This window comes from Mucilaginibacter sp. A5337 (assembly GCF_059690695.1).
On record NZ_JCAWEC010000001.1, the window covers coordinates 186,015 to 204,938 of the forward strand.

Annotated in this window: 19 protein-coding genes; 15 read left to right on the forward strand and 4 right to left on the reverse strand. The window is 41.8% G+C overall.

What is annotated here, in order from left to right; all coding sequences use genetic code 11:
• Positions 1 to 41: 41 nt before the first annotated feature.
• The 5 genes from AC59JO_RS00810 to dnaJ all read left to right on the forward strand — a co-directional run bounded on the left by AC59JO_RS00810 (position 42) and on the right by dnaJ (position 4,259).
• Positions 42 to 1,067, forward strand: a complete 1,026-nt coding sequence (locus AC59JO_RS00810) for an acyl-CoA reductase (RefSeq protein ID WP_497302793.1) — start codon at positions 42 to 44, stop codon at positions 1,065 to 1,067.
• Positions 1,068 to 1,187: 120 nt separating this feature from the next.
• Complete coding sequence (locus AC59JO_RS00815) at positions 1,188 to 1,391, forward strand: fructose-6-phosphate aldolase (protein ID WP_090526558.1); 204 nt, start codon at positions 1,188 to 1,190, stop codon at positions 1,389 to 1,391.
• A 5-nt stretch (positions 1,392 to 1,396) separates the two neighbouring features.
• A complete protein-coding gene (locus tag AC59JO_RS00820; protein ID WP_091210661.1) occupies positions 1,397 to 2,077 on the forward strand; it encodes a cell division ATP-binding protein FtsE in 681 nt (226 codons plus the stop codon).
• Positions 2,078 to 2,335: 258 nt separating this feature from the next.
• Positions 2,336 to 2,938 carry a nucleotide exchange factor GrpE gene (locus AC59JO_RS00825; protein ID WP_497302794.1) on the forward strand — a complete coding sequence of 201 codons (603 nt, stop codon included), beginning with the start codon at positions 2,336 to 2,338 and terminating at the stop codon, positions 2,936 to 2,938.
• Positions 2,939 to 3,095: 157 nt separating this feature from the next.
• A complete protein-coding gene (dnaJ, locus tag AC59JO_RS00830; protein ID WP_413668737.1) occupies positions 3,096 to 4,259 on the forward strand; it encodes a molecular chaperone DnaJ in 1,164 nt (387 codons plus the stop codon).
• 129 nt (positions 4,260 to 4,388) lie between these two features.
• Here dnaJ and pyrF read toward each other — a convergent pair whose 3' ends face one another.
• The gene (gene pyrF, locus AC59JO_RS00835) at positions 4,389 to 5,219 is read right to left on the reverse strand and encodes an orotidine-5'-phosphate decarboxylase (protein ID WP_497303856.1); all 831 of its coding nucleotides are present in this window, start codon (positions 5,217 to 5,219) and stop codon (positions 4,389 to 4,391) included.
• Positions 5,220 to 5,584: 365 nt separating this feature from the next.
• Between pyrF and rho the strand changes: the two genes are divergently transcribed.
• From rho to purS, 3 genes are all read left to right on the forward strand, one after another.
• Entirely contained in the window at positions 5,585 to 7,213 is a 1,629-nt protein-coding gene (rho, locus tag AC59JO_RS00840) for a transcription termination factor Rho (protein ID WP_413668738.1), read from the forward strand.
• Between the two features lie 89 nt (positions 7,214 to 7,302).
• Positions 7,303 to 8,025 (forward strand): CDP-diacylglycerol--serine O-phosphatidyltransferase, encoded by a 723-nt coding sequence (gene pssA / locus AC59JO_RS00845; RefSeq protein ID WP_497302795.1) that lies wholly within the window; start codon positions 7,303 to 7,305, stop codon positions 8,023 to 8,025.
• Complete coding sequence (gene purS, locus AC59JO_RS00850; protein WP_497302796.1) at positions 8,006 to 8,260, forward strand: phosphoribosylformylglycinamidine synthase subunit PurS; 255 nt, start codon at positions 8,006 to 8,008, stop codon at positions 8,258 to 8,260. The genes pssA and purS overlap by 20 nt, the downstream gene beginning before the upstream one ends.
• A gap of 145 nt (positions 8,261 to 8,405) precedes the next feature.
• Here the strand turns inward: purS and AC59JO_RS00855 are convergent, their stop codons facing one another.
• Positions 8,406 to 8,783 carry an Hpt domain-containing protein gene (locus AC59JO_RS00855; protein WP_413668741.1) on the reverse strand — a complete coding sequence of 126 codons (378 nt, stop codon included), beginning with the start codon at positions 8,781 to 8,783 and terminating at the stop codon, positions 8,406 to 8,408.
• Between the two features lie 16 nt (positions 8,784 to 8,799).
• Entirely contained in the window at positions 8,800 to 9,288 is a 489-nt protein-coding gene (gene folK / locus AC59JO_RS00860) for a 2-amino-4-hydroxy-6-hydroxymethyldihydropteridine diphosphokinase (RefSeq protein WP_497302797.1), read from the reverse strand.
• An 87-nt stretch (positions 9,289 to 9,375) separates the two neighbouring features.
• Here folK and sppA point away from each other — a divergent pair, with 87 nt between their 5' ends.
• A complete protein-coding gene (sppA, locus tag AC59JO_RS00865) occupies positions 9,376 to 11,166 on the forward strand; it encodes a signal peptide peptidase SppA (protein ID WP_497302798.1) in 1,791 nt (596 codons plus the stop codon).
• A gap of 130 nt (positions 11,167 to 11,296) precedes the next feature.
• Here the strand turns inward: sppA and AC59JO_RS00870 are convergent, their stop codons facing one another.
• Positions 11,297 to 12,046, reverse strand: coding sequence for an ankyrin repeat domain-containing protein (locus AC59JO_RS00870; RefSeq protein WP_497302799.1), 750 nt, complete (start codon positions 12,044 to 12,046; stop codon positions 11,297 to 11,299).
• 97 nt (positions 12,047 to 12,143) lie between these two features.
• Here AC59JO_RS00870 and AC59JO_RS00875 point away from each other — a divergent pair, with 97 nt between their 5' ends.
• The 6 genes from AC59JO_RS00875 (at position 12,144) to AC59JO_RS00900 (ending at position 18,879) form a co-directional block, all read left to right on the forward strand.
• A complete protein-coding gene (locus tag AC59JO_RS00875) occupies positions 12,144 to 13,523 on the forward strand; it encodes an outer membrane protein assembly factor BamB family protein (protein WP_413668745.1) in 1,380 nt (459 codons plus the stop codon).
• Positions 13,524 to 13,675: 152 nt separating this feature from the next.
• A complete protein-coding gene (locus tag AC59JO_RS00880) occupies positions 13,676 to 15,349 on the forward strand; it encodes a helix-hairpin-helix domain-containing protein (RefSeq protein ID WP_413668746.1) in 1,674 nt (557 codons plus the stop codon).
• Positions 15,350 to 15,435: 86 nt separating this feature from the next.
• Positions 15,436 to 16,428, forward strand: coding sequence for a D-glycero-beta-D-manno-heptose-7-phosphate kinase (gene rfaE1, locus AC59JO_RS00885; RefSeq protein WP_413668747.1), 993 nt, complete (start codon positions 15,436 to 15,438; stop codon positions 16,426 to 16,428).
• 70 nt (positions 16,429 to 16,498) lie between these two features.
• Positions 16,499 to 17,062, forward strand: coding sequence for a D-sedoheptulose 7-phosphate isomerase (locus AC59JO_RS00890; protein ID WP_413668748.1), 564 nt, complete (start codon positions 16,499 to 16,501; stop codon positions 17,060 to 17,062).
• A 334-nt stretch (positions 17,063 to 17,396) separates the two neighbouring features.
• A complete protein-coding gene (gene rfaE2 / locus AC59JO_RS00895) occupies positions 17,397 to 17,900 on the forward strand; it encodes a D-glycero-beta-D-manno-heptose 1-phosphate adenylyltransferase (RefSeq protein ID WP_413668749.1) in 504 nt (167 codons plus the stop codon).
• Positions 17,901 to 17,913: 13 nt separating this feature from the next.
• A complete protein-coding gene (locus AC59JO_RS00900) occupies positions 17,914 to 18,879 on the forward strand; it encodes a glycosyltransferase family 9 protein (RefSeq protein WP_497302800.1) in 966 nt (321 codons plus the stop codon).
• Positions 18,880 to 18,924 lie beyond the last annotated feature (45 nt).

An 18,924-nucleotide genomic window follows, 5' to 3' on the forward strand; every position in this document is an offset into this window, starting at 1 on the left:
AACAAAAAAAGGCTTTCGGGGTTTAATCCCCTAACATATATATGTCAAAAATTAATCCAAAAAACTCAATAAATTCATTTTCGGAGTTAGGCAGGCAACTCCTGGCCCCCGACGCAGCATTAAGCGCACTCATCGAAAACGAACAATATCATAATGCATGGTTCACACCGGCAAGCGTTTCGGAAGCAGTTTCAGCTATAGGTACCATGCTTAATGCGCCAGACCTAACTACCTGGCTTTCGAAATATAACTTTGAAACAGGTACCTCTCAAAAAAATGTTGGGCTTATACTGGCCGGTAACATCCCGTTGGTAGGTTTTCATGACGTACTTTGTGTTATTGCCTCGGGCAACAAGGCGCTTATCAAAGCTTCATCTCAGGATGCCCGCCTTATCAAAGCCGTATTGGAAAAACTGGTAGTGATTGATGCTAATTTTGCCGGCAGCTATAGCTTTGTTGACAAGTTGGAAGGGTTTGACGCCATTATCGCCACCGGTAGCAATAACAGCTCGCGCTATTTTGATTATTATTTTGGCAAAGTTCCTAACATCATTCGTAAAAATCGCAACAGCATTGCTGTACTAAGCGGCAAGGAAACAGCCAAAGAACTGTTTAATCTCGGCCATGACATTTTAGATTATTATGGCCTTGGCTGTCGTAATGTATCCAAAATACTGGTACCTGAAGGGTATGATTTTACTTTCTTTTTTGAATCGATAGAAGATCATAAAGGCATCATCAATCATCATAAATACAATAACAATTACGACTATAATAAATCGATCTATCTGGTTAACGGTGATAAACATTTTGACAATGGATTTTTAATGGTTAAAGAGGATGACAGGCTGACATCTCCACTGTCAGTATTATTTTTCAACTATTATTATGATATAGCAGAAGCAGAAAATCTGATTAGTGAAAACGCCGAAAATATTCAATGCATTGTAAGTACCCTACCTTTAAAGGTAAATAACCAGGTAGTAGGTTTTGGCCAAAGCCAGCAACCCAAACTATGGGATTATGCCGATGGCGTGGATACGATGGAATTTTTGTCAAGTCTTTAAATAAAATAAATACCTTTGGGAAGTAAGGTCATTATTTCATTAGGTCATTAAGTCATTGAACTGTTTGCAAGGAAAAAAATGACCTAATGAGCAAAGCAAATGACCCAATGATACAATACGATGTATATCATAAAAGTTAAAGGTGTTGCTAAAATACCCGATTATGTACAGTTGCGTGATGATAAGTTTACGCTGCTGGCTTATTTCAGGGTTGACAGGCCAGATAAATCGTTGGATAAGGTTGGATTGGGCGACAAAGCCGACGAGATCATGAATATTATCAAAGACCTGCCGTTTGGGCAGATCTTAAAACTAGAGCTATAAAAACGATGATTGGAAATTCTATAATAAAACTAAACAACGTTGATATTTTTCAACAGGCGCACCTGGTACTTTCAAACGTAAATTTACATGTTGACAAAGGCGATTTTGTATGGCTGATAGGCCAGACAGGATCAGGTAAAAGCAGCCTGCTGAAAGTAATTTATGGCGATTTAGGAATAAAAGCCGGTACAGGCCATGCCTGTGGCTATGAGCTAAGCAAGTTGCCGGGCCGTGATATTCCTTATTTACGCCGTAAATTGGGTATAGTTTTCCAGGATTTCCAGTTACTGACCGATCGTACCATTGAACAAAATCTCAACTTTGTAATGCGTGCCACCGGTTGGAACGATAAAAAGCTGATTGCAGATAAAGCCCTTGACGTGCTTGAAAAAGTTGGTTTGCGTTCAAAATTAAAGAAAATGCCCCACGAACTTTCGGGTGGTGAACAGCAGCGTGTGGTTATAGCACGCGCCCTGCTCAATGATCCTGAAATAATCCTGGCCGATGAGCCCACAGGCAACCTCGACCCTGAAACATCCGAAGAAATTGTACTACTGCTTAAGCAGATCAGCCAATCAGGCACTGCCGTACTGGTAGCTACTCACGATTATCACATTATCCGGGCTTTTCCATCGCGCATTATCAAATGCGAAAATGGCAAGGTTTTGGAAGATGTAGAGATATGACCGCTGATCGTTGATGATTTCGCTGAATTTTTATTAAAATGATTGGTTGATTAATATTTTGACTTCACCAGCAAATCGAAACCAAGCCGGTTAGCAAAATAAACACCTTCAAAAGGAATCAACGCAATCATTGTAATCAAAAAACCATCGGTGACAAATCAGCGGTCCGCCTGTCACCCTTACTTAAAATTATTTCATGCCACTGACAGCTTGACCGCTTTACGGTTATGGCAGGATACTTGATTGGCACTACTCGCTATGAAATTTAACGATATGTTGAAGAAAAAGAAGAAAGAAAATACGGATAATACTGAAAATATAAACGAAGTGGATAACGAGCAATTACAAAACGAAGGGCTGGAACAAGCCCAGGAAACAGAAGCTACGGCTACAGAAACTGCAGCAGCCCCTACTGCCGAAGAAAAGTTAAAAGACGAGCTGGCACAAGCTATTGACAAGTACTTGCGTTTATATGCCGAATTTGATAACTTTAGAAGGCGTACCATTAAAGAACGCGAGGAAGCCCGCAAAACCGAAGGTAAAGATGTTATTGTGGCTTTACTACCTGTACTTGACGACTTTGAACGCGCGCAGCGTGCCATGGATAAGGCTACCGAAGTTGCCCCTGTTAAAGAAGGTGTTACTTTGATCCAAAACAAGCTGAAAAATATACTGGGCCAAAAAGGCCTTAAAGAGATGACATCAATTGGCAATGCCTTTGATGCCGATCTGCATGAAGCTATTACCAATATTCCTGCCCCTACTGATGACCTTAAAGGCAAGGTAATGGACGAAATGGAAAAAGGCTATACCCTGAATGACAAAGTGATCCGCTTTGCTAAAGTGGTAGTTGGAGCGTAAATTAATTAGTGAATATTGAATTAGCGAATTAGTGATTGATACTTGTTTGCCGAATTCAGTTCTTCTTTTAATGCTTTACTAAATAAATAAAATATCAGAATACGGGTTGGTAATTTTTAAGTCACTAACTCACTAATTCAATAATTCTACATTAAACATGGCTAAGAGAGATTATTACGATGTGCTTGGAGTTGCTAAAGGAGCAAGTGCAGATGACATAAAAAAGGCATATCGTAAAATGGCTATTAAATATCACCCTGATAAAAACCAGGGCGATAAGGAAGCGGAAGAAAAGTTTAAAGAAGCTGCTGAAGCTTACGAAGTACTAAGTACTCCCGAAAAGCGTCAGCGTTATGACCAGTTTGGTCATGCTGCCAATGCGTCATCGGCCAATGGCGGTGGTTACGGCGGCGGCGGCATGAATATGGACGACATATTCAGCCAGTTTGGTGATATCTTTGGTGGCGGTAGCCCATTTGAAGGTTTCTTCGGTGGTGGTCGTCAAAGCGGCGGTGGCGGCAGGCGCGTAGCCCGCGGCAGCAACCTGCGCATTAAAGTGCGTTTAACCCTTGAGGAAATTGCCAACGGTGCCGAAAAGAAGATCAAGGTTAATAAACAAATTATCTGTAAAACCTGCGATGGCAGCGGTGCAAAAGATAAATCATCGTTCCAAACCTGTAAAACCTGCGGTGGCTCGGGTGCTGTGCGCAGGGTAACCAATACAATTTTAGGTCAGATGCAAACTACCAGCACCTGCCCTACCTGTAACGGCGAAGGTTCAACTATCCTGTCAAAATGTAATGTTTGTCATGGTGACGGGGTTGTTCGCGGGGAAGAACTGATCACTATCCAGGTACCTGCAGGTGTAAGTGAAGGCATGCAGTTGAGCATGAGCGGCAAAGGTAACGCAGCTCCACGTGGTGGTGTTCCCGGCGATCTGATCATCCTGATTGAGGAAGTACCTCACGAAACTTTGAAACGTGATGGTAACAACGTGATCTATGACCTGCACGTAAACTTTGTTGATGCAACTTTAGGCACCTCTGTTGAAGTACCAACCATCGACGGCAAAGCCAAGATAAAAATTGATCCCGGAACGCAAGGTGGCAAGATCCTGCGCCTGAAAGGCAAGGGATTACCTGAAGTGAACTCATATCACCGTGGCGACCAATTGGTGCATATTAATATCTGGACACCAAAAGCCCTGAGCCGCGAAGAGCGTGAGATCCTGGAGAAATTACAAGGTTCGCCTAACTTTAAACCCAATCCGGGCAAAAACGAGAAAAGTTTCTTTGAACGGATGAAGGAATACTTTGAATAAAGCTTAAGGCTGAAAGCCGAAAGCATAAAGCATAAAGCATACGAAAGCCCGGAGTTTTAACAACTTCGGGCTTTTTAATTTTCTTTCAGCAAGTTCAAGCGTCCACGCTTGAACTTGCTGAAACTTACATTATATCACCCCTGCCTTCTCCAGCTCCCCCTGCATCTGCTGCTGTAAACTTAGGGCTTCTGCACGTGCGGCGTCGGCAAAATCCTCACCGTTACTTGCATATAGTATGGATCGGGACGAGTTTACGATAAGGCCGCAATCTTTGGTGATGCCGTATTTGCAAACTTCTTCCAAACTGCCGCCTTGCGCCCCTACTCCGGGTACCAGTAAAAAGCTATCGGGTGCGTATGCGCGGATGTTAGTAAATTCGGTGCTTTTAGTAGCACCTACTACATACATGATCCTGTCGGCACCTGCCCAGGTGTTGGCCTTTTTGATTACATTTTCATACAAATAACCATCGCCGGTTTGCAGGTATTGAAAATCCTTGCTACCAACAGATGATGTTAAAGCTAAAATAATAACCCATTTACCCTCATAAGCAAGGTACGGTGTAACGCTGTCATTACCCATATAAGGTGTAATGGTAATGGCATCAAAGCTCATCCCGCCCGATTGCTCATCGAAAAATGCTTTGGCATATTTATCGGATGTATTGCCGATATCGCCGCGTTTAGCGTCAATGATGCTTAAACAATCTTTAGGCAAGTATTTATAAGTATCAATTAAGCTTTGCAATCCTTTTATGCCATAAGCCTCATAAAAAGCGGCATTAGGTTTATAGGCAATGCAAAGGTCCTGAGTAGCATCAATAATGCGTTTGTTAAATTCAAATATAGGATCGGGGTACGATTTTAAAAATTCGGGGATCTTATTGATATCGGGATCAAGCCCAACACATAAAAATGATTTCTTTTTTTTGATCTGTTCAATTAACTCCTGGCGGGACATCATCAGCTGCTGAATAATATTTTAATTGTCAAAAAAACTAAAAATTTGGCTTATGTGTTCTGATATAGGTGATATTTATTTAATTAATTTGAAATTAAAGAATAATTGTTTACACTTGCATCGTTTTCCATTGAATTTTTCTTGCACTAAAGAAACAATTTAAATCACCACGCTTTTTATTATCACTTTATATAATACTTGCTTGGGTTTGGATGTTTACTAAAACAAGGTTTCAAGATCAATTTCTTTCAATTATAGCCTCATATGTTTTTACATGTGCTCAAAGCTTTAACACTTGCATAGAAATTTTTACCGTTTGAAAACACATTACAATTAAAAAATCCCATTGAACTATAATTCATATCATGTCTGATAAAATTGAATTGAACGACAAACTCGTTTCTGAGTTGCGCGAAATTGCCAGAAATTTAGGTATTGCTGAGGCCGACGAACTACGTAAAGCTCAGCTTGTTACCCGCATTATTGAACAACAACAGCTTATTGAAGCCGCCAGGGCCCAGCAAAATCTTGTTGAATCAAATTATACCCCTACCCCTGCTCCTGGTGAAGAACCGGCTGAAACAGCTGAAAAGCCCCGCAAAAGAGCCCGTGTTATAAAAACTAAAGATTCATCAAAACCACGCATCGAAGTTCCGTTAGATGATACCAATCTTTTTGATGCACAGGATGATGAGCCCGCACAGGAAGATCCGGAAAGTGAAGTTCCTGTAACTGCAGAAACAGAAGCCCCTCAAGCAGGTGAAACAGTAACCCGTACAGAGGAAGTTGTTCCTGAAGCCCGCCCGCAAAAATTTGAGCGCAGGGTTAACAGCAACCAAAATCAGCAAAAAGCACAGGAGATCCCAATCAATCTCGACTTTGATAACGTAATTGTAAACGAAGGTGTTTTGGAAATCATGCCTGATGGTTACGGCTTCCTTCGTTCATCTGATTATAACTACCTTACTTCTCCCGATGATATTTATGTATCGCAATCGCAGATAAAATTATTTGGTCTTAAAACAGGTGATACCGTTCGCGGAAGCATTCGCCCTCCTAAAGAAGGCGAAAAATATTTCCCGTTGGTACGCGTTGAGGCTATTAACGGCCGGATCCCTGCCGAGGTACGTGACCGCGTTCCGTTTGATCACTTAACACCGCTTTTCCCATCAGAGAAACTGAGCCTGTTCACCGATCCGAACAACTACTCAACCCGCATCATGGACCTGTTTTCGCCAATTGGTAAAGGTCAGCGTGGTTTGATCGTGGCGCAGCCAAAAACAGGTAAAACCATGTTATTAAAGGATGTAGCCAATGCAATAGCCAAAAACCATCCCGAAGTATACCTTATTATATTATTAATTGACGAGCGTCCTGAGGAGGTTACTGATATGGCCCGCAGCGTACGTGCCGAAGTTGTATCATCAACCTTTGATGAGCCTGCTGAGCGCCATGTAAAAATTGCCAATATCGTGCTTGAAAAAGCAAAACGTATGGTGGAGTGCGGTCATGACGTAGTAATTCTGTTGGATTCTATTACCCGTTTGGCCCGTGCTTATAACACCGTTGCCCCTGCATCGGGTAAAATATTATCAGGTGGTGTTGATGCTAACGCGCTGCACAAACCTAAACGCTTTTTTGGTGCTGCCCGTAACATTGAGGATGGCGGTTCATTAACCATTATCGCTACTGCGCTTACTGAAACCGGCTCAAAAATGGACGAGGTTATTTTTGAAGAATTTAAAGGTACCGGTAACATGGAATTACAGTTGGATCGTAAATTATCAAACAAACGTATCTTCCCTGCTATCGATATCACAGCTTCAAGTACCCGCCGCGACGACTTACTACTTGACCGCGAGACACTTCAACGTGTTTGGATCCTTCGCAACCACCTTGCCGACATGAATTCGCAGGAATCTATGGAGTTTTTACAGGCCCAGATTAAGGGTACAAAAACTAACGAAGAATTTCTGATTTCGATGAATTCGTAATATTTTAGCGATAATGAAGTTATAAGTAAGTAGAATATTATTTGTAACTTCATTATTACTTAATAATTTCCTGATAACTTCATGGCGAAATGAAGAGACGCGTTAAAAAACACCTTCCGAATGCTATTACCTGTGCCAATCTATTTAGCGGTTGTATAGGGATTGTTTTCGCCTTTCAGGGTAACCTGGTAGTGGCTGCTTATGCCATTTTCCTTAGCTCTATATTTGACTTTTTCGATGGACTTGCGTCAAGGGTACTAAATTCCTATTCATTCATAGGTAAAGATCTTGATTCACTTGCCGATATGGTAAGCTTTGGCGTGCTGCCATCGGTTATTATGTATGAGCTATTTTTACAGGCACCACAGATAAACGGAGTAAGCCAGCTATTAAACTTTGTAGCCTTTTTGCTACCGGTATTTTCGGCATTAAGGTTAGCTAAATTTAATAACGATACCAGGCAGTCGGATAGTTTTATAGGCCTGCCAACACCGGCAAATGCTATACTGATAGCATCGCTACCATTAATAGTACAGCAATACGATGCTTTGGCCCATTACATACTAAGCCCATACTTCCTTACTGTGTTGGTACTGGTAATGTGCTCACTATTGGTATCCGAAATACCGTTAATGTCGCTTAAATTCAAAAACCGCGACTTTAACAAAAACATTTTCCGTTATTTACTGCTCTTGTTTTCGGCAATACTCATACTATTTTTTAAATTTGTGGCCGTTCCGGTGGTTATATTTATTTATATCACCTTATCTCTAATTCAAACAAAACTCACAAATGACAAAGTTCCGGGCTGAAATCGAAGTAATGCCCAAAAAAGAAATACTTGATCCACAAGGAAAAGCAGTAACCGGCAGCATGAAAAACCTCGGTTTAACCGAAATCCATAACGTTCGCATCGGCAAACACATTACGCTTGAAATTGAAGCTAAAAATGCCGAGGTTGCCAGCGCCAAAGTTGATCAGGCCTGTAAAAGCCTGCTGGCTAACCTGATCATGGAAAGCTATACTTTTAAAATAGCTGAAGTTTAATTCAGGTTAAAGGCGAAAGGTAAAAGGCCAAAGGTTTTTTATCTGTATAAACAACTAAAACTTTATAAAATACAAAAGGCAAAAGGGAAACCTCTTGCCTTTGTTTTTTTATCTAATCGGGAAGGAAAACCTTTAACCTTTCACCTTACAAATTAGCTTCCTTTTCAGCTTTAATTTCTTTTAAAGTGATGAGGTTTGCGGATACCATGCTGTTCACCTGGTTAAACTTTTCGAATATCTCTGCCGGATTTTGACCGCCGGCTTTGCAGGCCAGCTCAACTTCCTGAATAGTGGCCTGGCTTATAGGCATACCAAAAAAACCAAGGTTGGGTTTTAATTTATGAGCTGCTTGTGCGGCCAGCGCCCAGTCCTGGTTATTTAATGCGCCGCTGATTGTGTTAAGTAATTCGGGCGATTGCTCTAGGAACATCCCTATCGAATCGACAATAAAATCATCGCTACCATCAGCAATCTCGTATAAAAAAGAAAGATCAAGATCCTGATCCGGTGAAATATCTGCCATTATAAAAGCTTTGTGTTTATTCAAAAATATGCTTTTTTACGATTAAGTTATCCTTTAGTTCATCCTTTAGCTGCAAAATATTTTTTTTAAACACAGGATGAATAAAATCAGGTACTATCTCGGCCAAAGGGATAAGCGTAAAACTGCGTTTATACAATTCGGGATGCGGTACCACCAGGTTAATCTCATGGATCACTTTATCGCCATAAAACAAAATATCAATATCAATGATACGCGATCCCCATTTAACCTCACGCTTGCGCCCCATTTGCAGTTCGATACCTAATATTTTTTCAAGGACATCCTGCGCCGAAAGATCTGTTTGCAGCATCAGCACCTGGTTAAGGTAGTCGGGTTCATCGGTTTTCCCCCACGACTGCGTTTCATAAACAGATGATACCAATTTAACAGGGGCAATTTGAGCAGAGATAGATTCAATTGCCTGCTGCAGAAACAATTCGCGGGTACCAAGGTTACTCCCGAGTAATAAAAAAACATCAATCATGTTGTAACAAATATAATGGAAACCGCTCTTAGCATTATACGGCTCCTTATTACTAAGTTTGCATAGTTAAAAAGATTTATAACATTAATGAAACAATTCTTCAAATTCGTTCTGGCCACTATTGTAGGGGTAATTATTTCAGGTATTATATTAGGTGTTATAGGAGCTGGCATTGTAATCGGCCTCATAGCATCGGCCGGCAGCGACAAAACGGTAGATGTTAACCCAAACTCCATCTTATATATGTCGCTCAAAACCCAGATAACCGAGCGTACTCCCAATAATCCGCTTGCAGGCCTGGATTTTTTAGGACTGAGTGAAGATAAATCAATCGGGTTAAATGATATCCTTGCTGATATCAAAAAGGCCGAAACCGACGATAACATTAAAGGCATATATCTTGATGAAAGCTATATGACAGCAGGTCAGGCTACCACCGAAGAAATTCGCAATGCACTTATCGATTTTAAAAAATCGGGCAAATTTATTGTAGCCTATGCCGAAGTTTATACACAGGGCTTTTACTACCTGGCCTCCGTTGCCGATAAGGTTTACATTAACCCCAAAGGCATTTTTGAGTTTCATGGCTTTAGTTCACAAACCACTTTCCTGAAAGGTGCGTTGGATAAGTTAGGGATTGAAGCACAGATCATTAAAGTTGGCACCTATAAAAGCGCCGTTGAGCCGTTGTTCCTTACCAAAATGAGCGACGCCAATAAGTTACAGGTAACCTCATACCTGGGCTCGTTATATGATCACTTTTTAACCGGTATCAGCAAAAGCCGCGGTGTAAATAAAGATTCATTATTTACTTATGCCGATAACATGCGCATACAATTTCCTGAAGATGCCTACAAATTGAAATTGGTTGATGGCTTAAAATATAAAGACGAGATCCTGAACGATTTGAAAAGACGTACCGGTACCGATTTAAAAGACGACCTGAAAAGCGTGGATCTGCGGGACTATGCCAAAAGCAAAAGCGATGATTCGGATGATAAAGAGGACGACTCGTCATCAAAAAACCGTATTGCCATTGTTTACGCATCTGGTGATATTACCGGCGGCGATGGCGATGATAACAATATTGGCTCGGAAACTATTTCTAAAGCATTGCGCAAAGCCCGTTTGGACGATAAAGTTAAAGCTGTAGTACTGCGTGTAAATTCACCAGGGGGCAGTTCGCTTGCATCTGATGTGATCTGGCGCGAGGTAAAACTGATCCACGAAAAGAAACCAATCATCGTTTCTATGGGCGATTATGCGGCATCGGGCGGTTATTATATTTCATGCGCTGCCGATTCTATTATCGCGCAGCCTAATACTATTACCGGCTCTATAGGCATTTTTGCAGTGCTGCCAAACATGCAAAAACTATTTAACGATAAATTGGGTGTAACGTTTGATGGCGTAAAAACCGGTAAATATGCAGATCTGGGTGATATCAGCCGCCCGCTGAGCCCGGAAGAACGACTGATACTCCAAAATAGTGTAAACCACGGTTATGATGAGTTCACTAAAGCCGTAGCCGATGGCCGCGGTAAAACACAGGCCTACATTAACAGTATTGGCCAGGGCCGTGTGTGGACAGGTGAACAAGCCTTGAAAATTGGTTTAGTTGACCGTTTGGGAAATATAAACGATGCCATAACATCCGCCGCTAAAAAAGCTAAGATTAAAAGCTACAACATTGTAAGTTACCCTGAGCAAAAAAGTATTTTCAGCAAAGTGGGCAGTGGTTTAAGTGCAGAAGTTCAAACCCGCATGGTAAAAAATGAGCTTGGCGAAAACTACAGAGTTTATCAACAGATAAAAGGTGTCACCCAAATGATGCGTACCCCGCAGGCCCGCCTGCCTTACGATCTGGTGATTAAATAAAATTTCATTAATACATACATTTTGATTGTGAAAAGCCACCTGTATGGGTGGCTTTTTTTTGAAACGCGAGGTTGTAAGCAAGACTTACGAAGTTTTAAAAACTTCGTAAGTCTGTTAAATATAATACCCCTTACCCCCTCTTCAAATAAGCATTCGGAACATTCTTCGGCACATAATCAATTCCATAAGCATGCTTTATAAGCAGACTCACAGTTTCCATAATCGTTTGCTCTTTACGATGAAATTGTGGCAACGAACCCATCATGGCATAACTTATCGGGTTTACGGCCGGGATAAACGTCTCCCATTCGTATCCCCTGCCCCAAATCAAACCATTAACAGTGATATACAAATCGGCGCCGTTTTGCAATAGAAAGTGAAGCATGTCAACCGAGCTATTACCGTTTTGATTAACCGTATGAAAAATGGGCGTATGCCCGCCGAAACCGTGTTCGTCAAAGGCGGCTTTAGCATTTACATCAGCACCATGTTCCAAAAGCATCTTAGCACAGGCAAGGCTATTATATTCGGCACAAAAATGCATTAAAGTGCCGCCAGTTAACGGAGTGTATGTGTTATTGTATAAGGAACAGGTCTTGTTAATAACCGTGGGGTCTGCATTTAAAGCCTGCTTCAACATTTCCTCATCGTGAGCCAAAACTGCCAGCAGCGCTTTATCTTCATACTCAAGTCCGGCATCAATAAACGCCTGCACACAATCTTTAAACCGCGGACCGCGGGCGTACATTTCAACCATCATAGTAAAAACCGGCATCCCATCATGAACTTCGTTCGGGCTGCCGCCTTTATTAAAGTACGCTTTGATCTCATCAACTGAATGAGTTTCGGCTGCGTAAAGGATGTCGTTATAATTGGGCATATTATTTTCAGGAACTTAAAATAAGTTTGCTTAGCGGCGTTCAGTGATATTTGTTGTCGCAACAACTTTTAGCCTTATATTCGCTAACTATAAATTTATGAAAACAAAAAACCTACACCTCCGAATTCCTGCTTTAATTTTATTAACAGCTATCCTTTTCACATCTTGCAAAAAAGACAGTCCGGTTAAACCAAAAGAAAACCACCTTTCAAGCTTCAACATTTTAAAATCAGACGGCACAGCATTTGATAAAAACGACATCTCCATCTCCGTTGCTACAGACAGCATCAGTGTAACGGTACCTATTTTTACTGATGTTACCAATCTTATCCCTGATTTAAAAGTAGATGCCGGAGCATCTGTATCACCTGCTAATGGTGTTAAAAACAACTTTATCGAACCCGTTACCTATAGCGTTACGGCCTCCGATGGCACCGTAAAAAAATACAAAGTGATTGTTCATCATGATAAACTTAAAAATGTGGTTTATGTAGGTGGACATGACAAAAACCTATACGCGCTTAACGCAAATACGGGTGCGCTTATCTGGAAATATACCGCCCAGGGCGGTATGGAGTATTCCAGCCCGGTATTGGTAAACGGCATTTTATATATTGGCAGTGTTGACCATAACATGTATGCGCTTGATCCCGTTACCGGAGCGCTAAAATGGAAATTTGCAACGCAAAGCAGCATCATGTCGGTTCCGGCAATTGTAAACGGCATTGTATACTTCGGTAGTGACGACAGCTATGTTTACGCTGTTGATGCTTTGACCGGAACATTAAAATGGAAATATAAAACTGGGTTTAATGCCGATACCGACCCTCTTGTTAAAAACGGCGTTGTTTATATGGGCAGTGGTGATGGAAAGTTATATGCTTTAAACGCTTTATCCGGAAATCTAAAATGGAGCTTCGATACAGGAAATTTATTGATCGACTGGCGCATACTTGAATCAAACGGGGCGGTGCTTATAGGCGGTCGTTCGGGAGTATTATATGCGCTTAACGAAAACGATGGCTCGGTAAAATGGAGTGCTTCCGTTGGCGGCGGTAACACTTTAGAACGATCAAAAGTAGTGATTAACAATGGCGTTATTTATATTACAGATGGAGCGTATGGCAGCCTGCGTGCAATAAAAGAAAGCGATGGCTCGCCGATATGGAAAAGCCTTGACAATTTAGGCTTTTGGTCGGGGCCAACCCTCGCAAATGGCTTTTTATATGTCAGCTCCAATGATAACAACTTCTACATAATTAATGCAGCTACCGGTGCCGTTATCATCAAAAAAATGCTGATAACAAATGGATCCTTAGCTACCATAGCCGATGGTAAAATATTTGTTGCCGCCGGCGGCGAACATTTCTTTTACGCGCTTGATGCCGTAACAGCAACTCCTGTATGGAAATTTCCACTACCTGAAAGTATTCTCAACTCGCAGGCGCTGGTTGTAGATAAAAATGGGGACTGGTAATTTCCCTCGTTAAAAGACAAAAAACGCCACCAATTATGTGGCGTTTTTTGTTTTAGATAACCTCTTTGAATATTAAGCTGAATTAAAAACAAACACGCCGCTTAAGCTGTCATTACAATGGCTTTTTGTATTTTTACCGCCTCATTGTAATTATGGAAAATAAACCCATAGCCCGTACGCTTCGTCTACTCTCGCAACTCATGGAACTCCATGAGGTTAATCCGTTCAAGATCAAATCGGTAGCTAATGCAGCTTTTAAGGTTGACAAGCTGCCCTTCCCTATCGCCGGTAAAAAGCTGGACGAATTGGAAAAGATTGATGGCATAGGTAAAAGTATTGCCGGCAAAGTAGCCGAGCTGCTTGCAACCGGCACCATGACCGAACTGCAGGACCTGCTGGATAAAACTCCCGATGGCGTGGTTGAAATGATGGGTATTAAAGGTATCGGCCCTAAAAAGGTAGCCATCATCTGGAAAGAACTTGGCATCGAAAACACCGGCGAGCTTTTTTATGCCTGCAATGAAAACCGGTTGATAGAGGCCAAAGGCTTCGGTCTTAAAACGCAGGAAGAGATCCGCAAGGCAATCGAGTTTAGGATGGCAAGTAACGGCAAATTCCTTTTTGCCCAGGTTGAAAAGGAAGCCAACGAGCTGATGGATGAGGTGAAAGCCATTTTCCCTGATGCATTGAAGCACTTTGCCGGCGAATTCAGGCGCTTAAATGAAATCATTACTGAAATTGTGATCGTTGTTGGCAGTATTAACCATGATGTAGCCTACGATGCATTGGTAAACTCAACCATACTTGGTAACGTAAGCAAGAACAAAAACCATATCCAGGGCGAACTGCAAAACGGCCTGCTTGTTGATATTGTTTGCGTTGACAAGGCCGATTATTATAAAGAATTATTCATCAATACCGGTACCGAAGAGCATGTACAGGCAGTGTTTGACAGGATAAACGTTCCTGTTGAGCAGCCCGAAACAGAAGAAATGATCTATACCAAAGCCGGTTTGGCCTGGCTACAACCCGAGCTTCGTGAAGGTACCCTATTTATTGAAAAGGCTGAAAAGAACGAGCTGCCAACGTTGATCAACTGGCATGACCTGAAAGGCACACTTCATAACCACAGCACCTGGAGCGATGGCGTAAACACCATTGAAGAAATGGCATTATATTGCCGTGATACGCTGAAACTGCAATACCTGGGCATGTGTGATCATAGCAAAAGTGCATTTTATGCCAAAGGCCTAAGCATTGAGCGGGTATTGCAGCAACACGAAGAAATTGATACCCTTAATAAAAAGCTCGACGGCTTCCATATTTTTAAAGGCATCGAGTCGGACATTTTGTATGATGGTTCGCTTGATTACCCGGACGAGATTCTGCAAAAATTTGATTTCATTGTAGCTTCGGTACACTCCATCCTCAAAATGGATGAAGAAAAGGCTACTTCAAGGCTCATTACCGCCATTGAAAACCCTTATACAACTATATTAGGCCATCCTACCGGCAGGCTTTTATTAAGCCGTAGCGGATATCCTATTAATTATAAAAAAGTAATAGATGCCTGCGCAGCCAATAACGTAGTTATTGAGATCAATGCAAATCCATTGCGGCTCGACCTCGACTGGCGCTGGCACCAATATGCTTTGGATAAAGGCGTTATGCTATCCATAAACCCCGATGCCCACCGCATTGAAGGTTTCACCGATATGCATTACGGCATCCTGGCGGCCCGCAAAGGTGGTTTATATAAGGAGATGTGCATGAACGCAATGTCGCTGGCAGAAATCACGCAGGCGTTTGCAGCTAAAAGAGGTTAGGAAAAAGAGATTAGAGGTTGGAGATCAGAGGTTAGGAAGACACAATTTAATGACCTAATGACGCAATGAAACAATGACTAAATTAAATGAACCACTTAAAAGATAAAGTACAATCTATACAGGCAGCATCCCATAAACCGGCAATACTGGTTATTGGCGACCTGATGGTTGACCACTATATATGGGGCACTGCTACCCGCCTGTCGCCCGAGGCGCCTGTACCTATTGTAAACGTAAAAAACGAAACAACCACACTGGGTGGTGCCGGTAACGTGGTTCAAAACCTGGTATCATTAGGTGCAAAAGTTATTGTTGCCGGTGTAATTGGCGATGATCAGGCGGCCGGAGAACTCATTAAGATCCTGGCTGACGAAGGCGTTGAAACCGACACCATCATAAAAGATACCAACCGCCCTACAACAGTTAAAACCCGTGTTGTTGTAGGCAGCCATCAACTGGTACGTGTTGACCGTGAAATTACCGACGAAGTATCGGAGCCTATTGCCAACGAACTTATCAGTAAGCTAACCGGTTATATCGATAATGCTGACATGGTACTTTTGTCTGATTATAACAAAGGCTTGTTTTCGCCGTTTCTAACACAAGGCATTATCAAGGCGGCAAATGCTAAAGGTAAAAAAGTGATTATTGATCCTAAGGGACTTAATTACGAAAAATACAAGGGTGCTTTTATCATCAAACCCAACCGCAAGGAATTGTCGGAGGCTGCTAAAACCGAAAAAATCAACTCGATAGAAAGCCTGCAGCAAGCCGGAAAGGTTATTTTTGAGCAAACAGGTACGCAATATATCGTAGTTACTTTGTCTGAAGAGGGCATGGTAATACTAAGCGAACAGGATTATCAAAGTTTGCCCGTAAAAGCCACCGAGGTTTTCGATGTAACAGGTGCAGGCGATACTGTATTAGCTACAATGGCCTACTTTATGGCTGGTGGCTTGAGCATTGAAGATTCATGCGAACTGGCCAACCACGCAGCTGCCATAGTAATCCGCCGCGTGGGCAGTGCAACAACTACTTTGGACGAGATTGTTGAAGATATATTAAAAGGTGAAAGGTAAAAGGTTAAAGGCGAAAGATAAAAGGTCAAAAAATGACTCGATGACTTAATGACCTAATGAAATAAAATTAATGAACCAAAAGATATTAAACGAACTTAAAGATCATCAGGATACCCTGCAAAAGGTAATTGATACGCTTGGCAGCGATATTGAGGTAGCCTGCGATATGATCACTTCAACTATAAAAAACGGTAACAAGGTATTGCTGGCCGGTAACGGCGGTAGTGCTGCTGATGCCCAGCATATTGCAGCGGAGCTTAGCGGGCGTTATGTGAAAGATCGCAAACCTTTACCGGGCATTGCCTTAACTGTTGATACTTCGGCGCTTACTTCTATTGCCAACGACTATGGTTATGAGCATGTATTTTCACGCCAGCTGGAGGCCTTTGCCCGGCCGGGCGATTTATTTATTGGCATTTCTACAAGCGGCAACAGTCCGGGGATTTTAGCAGCCTTTGAGTCGGCTAAAAAACTGAAAGTTAAAACTTTAGGCCTTTCAGGCAGGGATGGTGGTAAAATGAACGGACTTTGTGAATTGAATATCATCGTGCCATCAAATATTACCGCGCGCATCCAGGAAATGCATATCCTTATCGGGCATATCCTGTGTACAGCAGTTGATGATCTTTTTTGATTAATAACATTATATACTAACTTAACCAAGGCAACAGCTTTAAAAACAGGAGGCACCTACGGAGCCAATACTAATCGATTTTTGTCTACACACATGGTACTCCTACGGAGTTTAACATACTGTAAATTCAACTCCATAGGAAGTAACATGTTTATAGGAAGAATACACTCCAAAGAAGGGCTCCAGCGGAGCCTCCTATTGGCCATTTGATTTAAAAGCGATTGGCCATCAAGAAGGTTACTACCATAATATAAAGTAGAGACGCATGACATGCGCCTTTTCAACTGATAAAATACAGAGAGACATGTAACGTATCTCTACAGGAAAAAAATAAATGAGGACAGGTTTCGAAAAAACACTTCTTGATAAAATAACTGACCAGCCGTCATTGCAGGCACAGATCAAAAACTGGCAGGCCGAAGGTAAAAAAGTGGTATTTACCAATGGCGTTTTTGACCTGTTGCATATAGGACATCTCACCTACCTGGCTAAAGCAGCCGAACTTGGCGACAAGCTGGTGATTGGTCTTAATGCTGATAGCTCGGTAAAGCGTATCAAAGGCCCAACCCGCCCTGTTAACGATCAAAACAGTCGTGCAGCATTGTTGGCGGCCCTATTTTTTGTAGATGCCATTGTTGTTTTTGAGGAAGATACGCCTCTTAACCTGATCAGTTCCCTCCTACCTGACATCCTGGTAAAAGGTGCAGATTATGCAGTTGAAAACATTGTTGGCGCTAAAGAAGTGATTGCCAACGGCGGCGAGGTTAAAACCATTAATTTTGTTGAAGGATATTCATCAACCTCAATAATCGAAAAAATCAGGAACCAGATTTCCTGAACTTGATATAAACATGAAGATACTGGTGATCCGCTTTAGCTCGATGGGTGATATAATTTATACCACACCTGTTGTGCGCTGCCTAAAAAAGCAGGTACCTGATGCTGAAGTACACTTTTTAACCAAACCGGCCTTCAAATATATTTACGATAATAACCCTTACGTTGATAAACTGCTGTTACTAAAGCCTTCTTTAACAGATACTATCAACGAGATTAAGGCCGAAAAGTATGATCAGATCATTGATCTGCATAATAATCTCCGTACAAGTATAATCAAACTACGCACAGGCATCAAAGCATCAACCTATAAAAAACAGCCAATTTTAAAATGGCTGAGCTTAAGGCTGAAACGTAACCTGGTAAGTAAGGAGCATTTGGTTGACAGGTATTTAAAAGCAGTTAAGTTTTTAGGCGTAGTTAATGACGATAGCCCGATTGACTATTACATCAAAGCCGAACATGACATAACTAAATTACTTCCGGTTAGTCATCAGAATGGTTATGTTGCTTTTGTAATAGGCGCCACTCATTTTACCAAGCGGATGCCTAATTACAAAATCATCAGTATTTGTAAACAGCTTCAACTACCAGTTTTATTATTGGGCGGCAATGATGTAAAAGCCAATGGCGATGAAATAGCTGCGGCTGTTGGCGTATCTGCTTATAATGCCTGCGGTATTACCTCCCTTGATGAATCCGTTTTCCTGGTATCCGAAGCGCAAAATGTAATTGGTTTTGATACCGGCCTCACACATATTGCCGAAGCATTTAACGTGCCAATAGCCTCGGTTTGGGGCGGCACCACTCCCAACTTGCTGGGCGTTTGGCCTTATAAAGTGAAGGAAGTACTGGTTGCAGGTATTGATCTGCCCTGTCGCCCCTGTTCCAAATTCGGTCTTGAAAAATGCCCCCTTGGCCACTTTAAGTGTATGAACGATATGCCAGAGACAGATATCGTGAGTTTCTCCAACCGATAACTGACAATTGTAAAACATTGCCTGCGTTATACTTACAGCTTCACA

Coding starts and splice junctions, on each gene's coding strand:
- AC59JO_RS00810 (WP_497302793.1), top strand. CDS start 42: ATGTCAAAAATTAATCCAAAAAACTCAATAAATTCATTTTCGGAGTTA.
- AC59JO_RS00815 (WP_090526558.1), top strand. CDS start 1,188: ATGTATATCATAAAAGTTAAAGGTGTTGCTAAAATACCCGATTATGTA.
- AC59JO_RS00820 (WP_091210661.1), top strand. CDS start 1,397: ATGATTGGAAATTCTATAATAAAACTAAACAACGTTGATATTTTTCAA.
- AC59JO_RS00825 (WP_497302794.1), top strand. CDS start 2,336: ATGAAATTTAACGATATGTTGAAGAAAAAGAAGAAAGAAAATACGGAT.
- dnaJ (WP_413668737.1), top strand. CDS start 3,096: ATGGCTAAGAGAGATTATTACGATGTGCTTGGAGTTGCTAAAGGAGCA.
- pyrF (WP_497303856.1), bottom strand. CDS start 5,219: ATGTCCCGCCAGGAGTTAATTGAACAGATCAAAAAAAAGAAATCATTT.
- rho (WP_413668738.1), top strand. CDS start 5,585: ATGTCTGATAAAATTGAATTGAACGACAAACTCGTTTCTGAGTTGCGC.
- pssA (WP_497302795.1), top strand. CDS start 7,303: ATGAAGAGACGCGTTAAAAAACACCTTCCGAATGCTATTACCTGTGCC.
- purS (WP_497302796.1), top strand. CDS start 8,006: ATGACAAAGTTCCGGGCTGAAATCGAAGTAATGCCCAAAAAAGAAATA.
- AC59JO_RS00855 (WP_413668741.1), bottom strand. CDS start 8,783: ATGGCAGATATTTCACCGGATCAGGATCTTGATCTTTCTTTTTTATAC.
- folK (WP_497302797.1), bottom strand. CDS start 9,288: ATGATTGATGTTTTTTTATTACTCGGGAGTAACCTTGGTACCCGCGAA.
- sppA (WP_497302798.1), top strand. CDS start 9,376: ATGAAACAATTCTTCAAATTCGTTCTGGCCACTATTGTAGGGGTAATT.
- AC59JO_RS00870 (WP_497302799.1), bottom strand. CDS start 12,046: ATGCCCAATTATAACGACATCCTTTACGCAGCCGAAACTCATTCAGTT.
- AC59JO_RS00875 (WP_413668745.1), top strand. CDS start 12,144: ATGAAAACAAAAAACCTACACCTCCGAATTCCTGCTTTAATTTTATTA.
- AC59JO_RS00880 (WP_413668746.1), top strand. CDS start 13,676: ATGGAAAATAAACCCATAGCCCGTACGCTTCGTCTACTCTCGCAACTC.
- rfaE1 (WP_413668747.1), top strand. CDS start 15,436: ATGAACCACTTAAAAGATAAAGTACAATCTATACAGGCAGCATCCCAT.
- AC59JO_RS00890 (WP_413668748.1), top strand. CDS start 16,499: ATGAACCAAAAGATATTAAACGAACTTAAAGATCATCAGGATACCCTG.
- rfaE2 (WP_413668749.1), top strand. CDS start 17,397: ATGAGGACAGGTTTCGAAAAAACACTTCTTGATAAAATAACTGACCAG.
- AC59JO_RS00900 (WP_497302800.1), top strand. CDS start 17,914: ATGAAGATACTGGTGATCCGCTTTAGCTCGATGGGTGATATAATTTAT.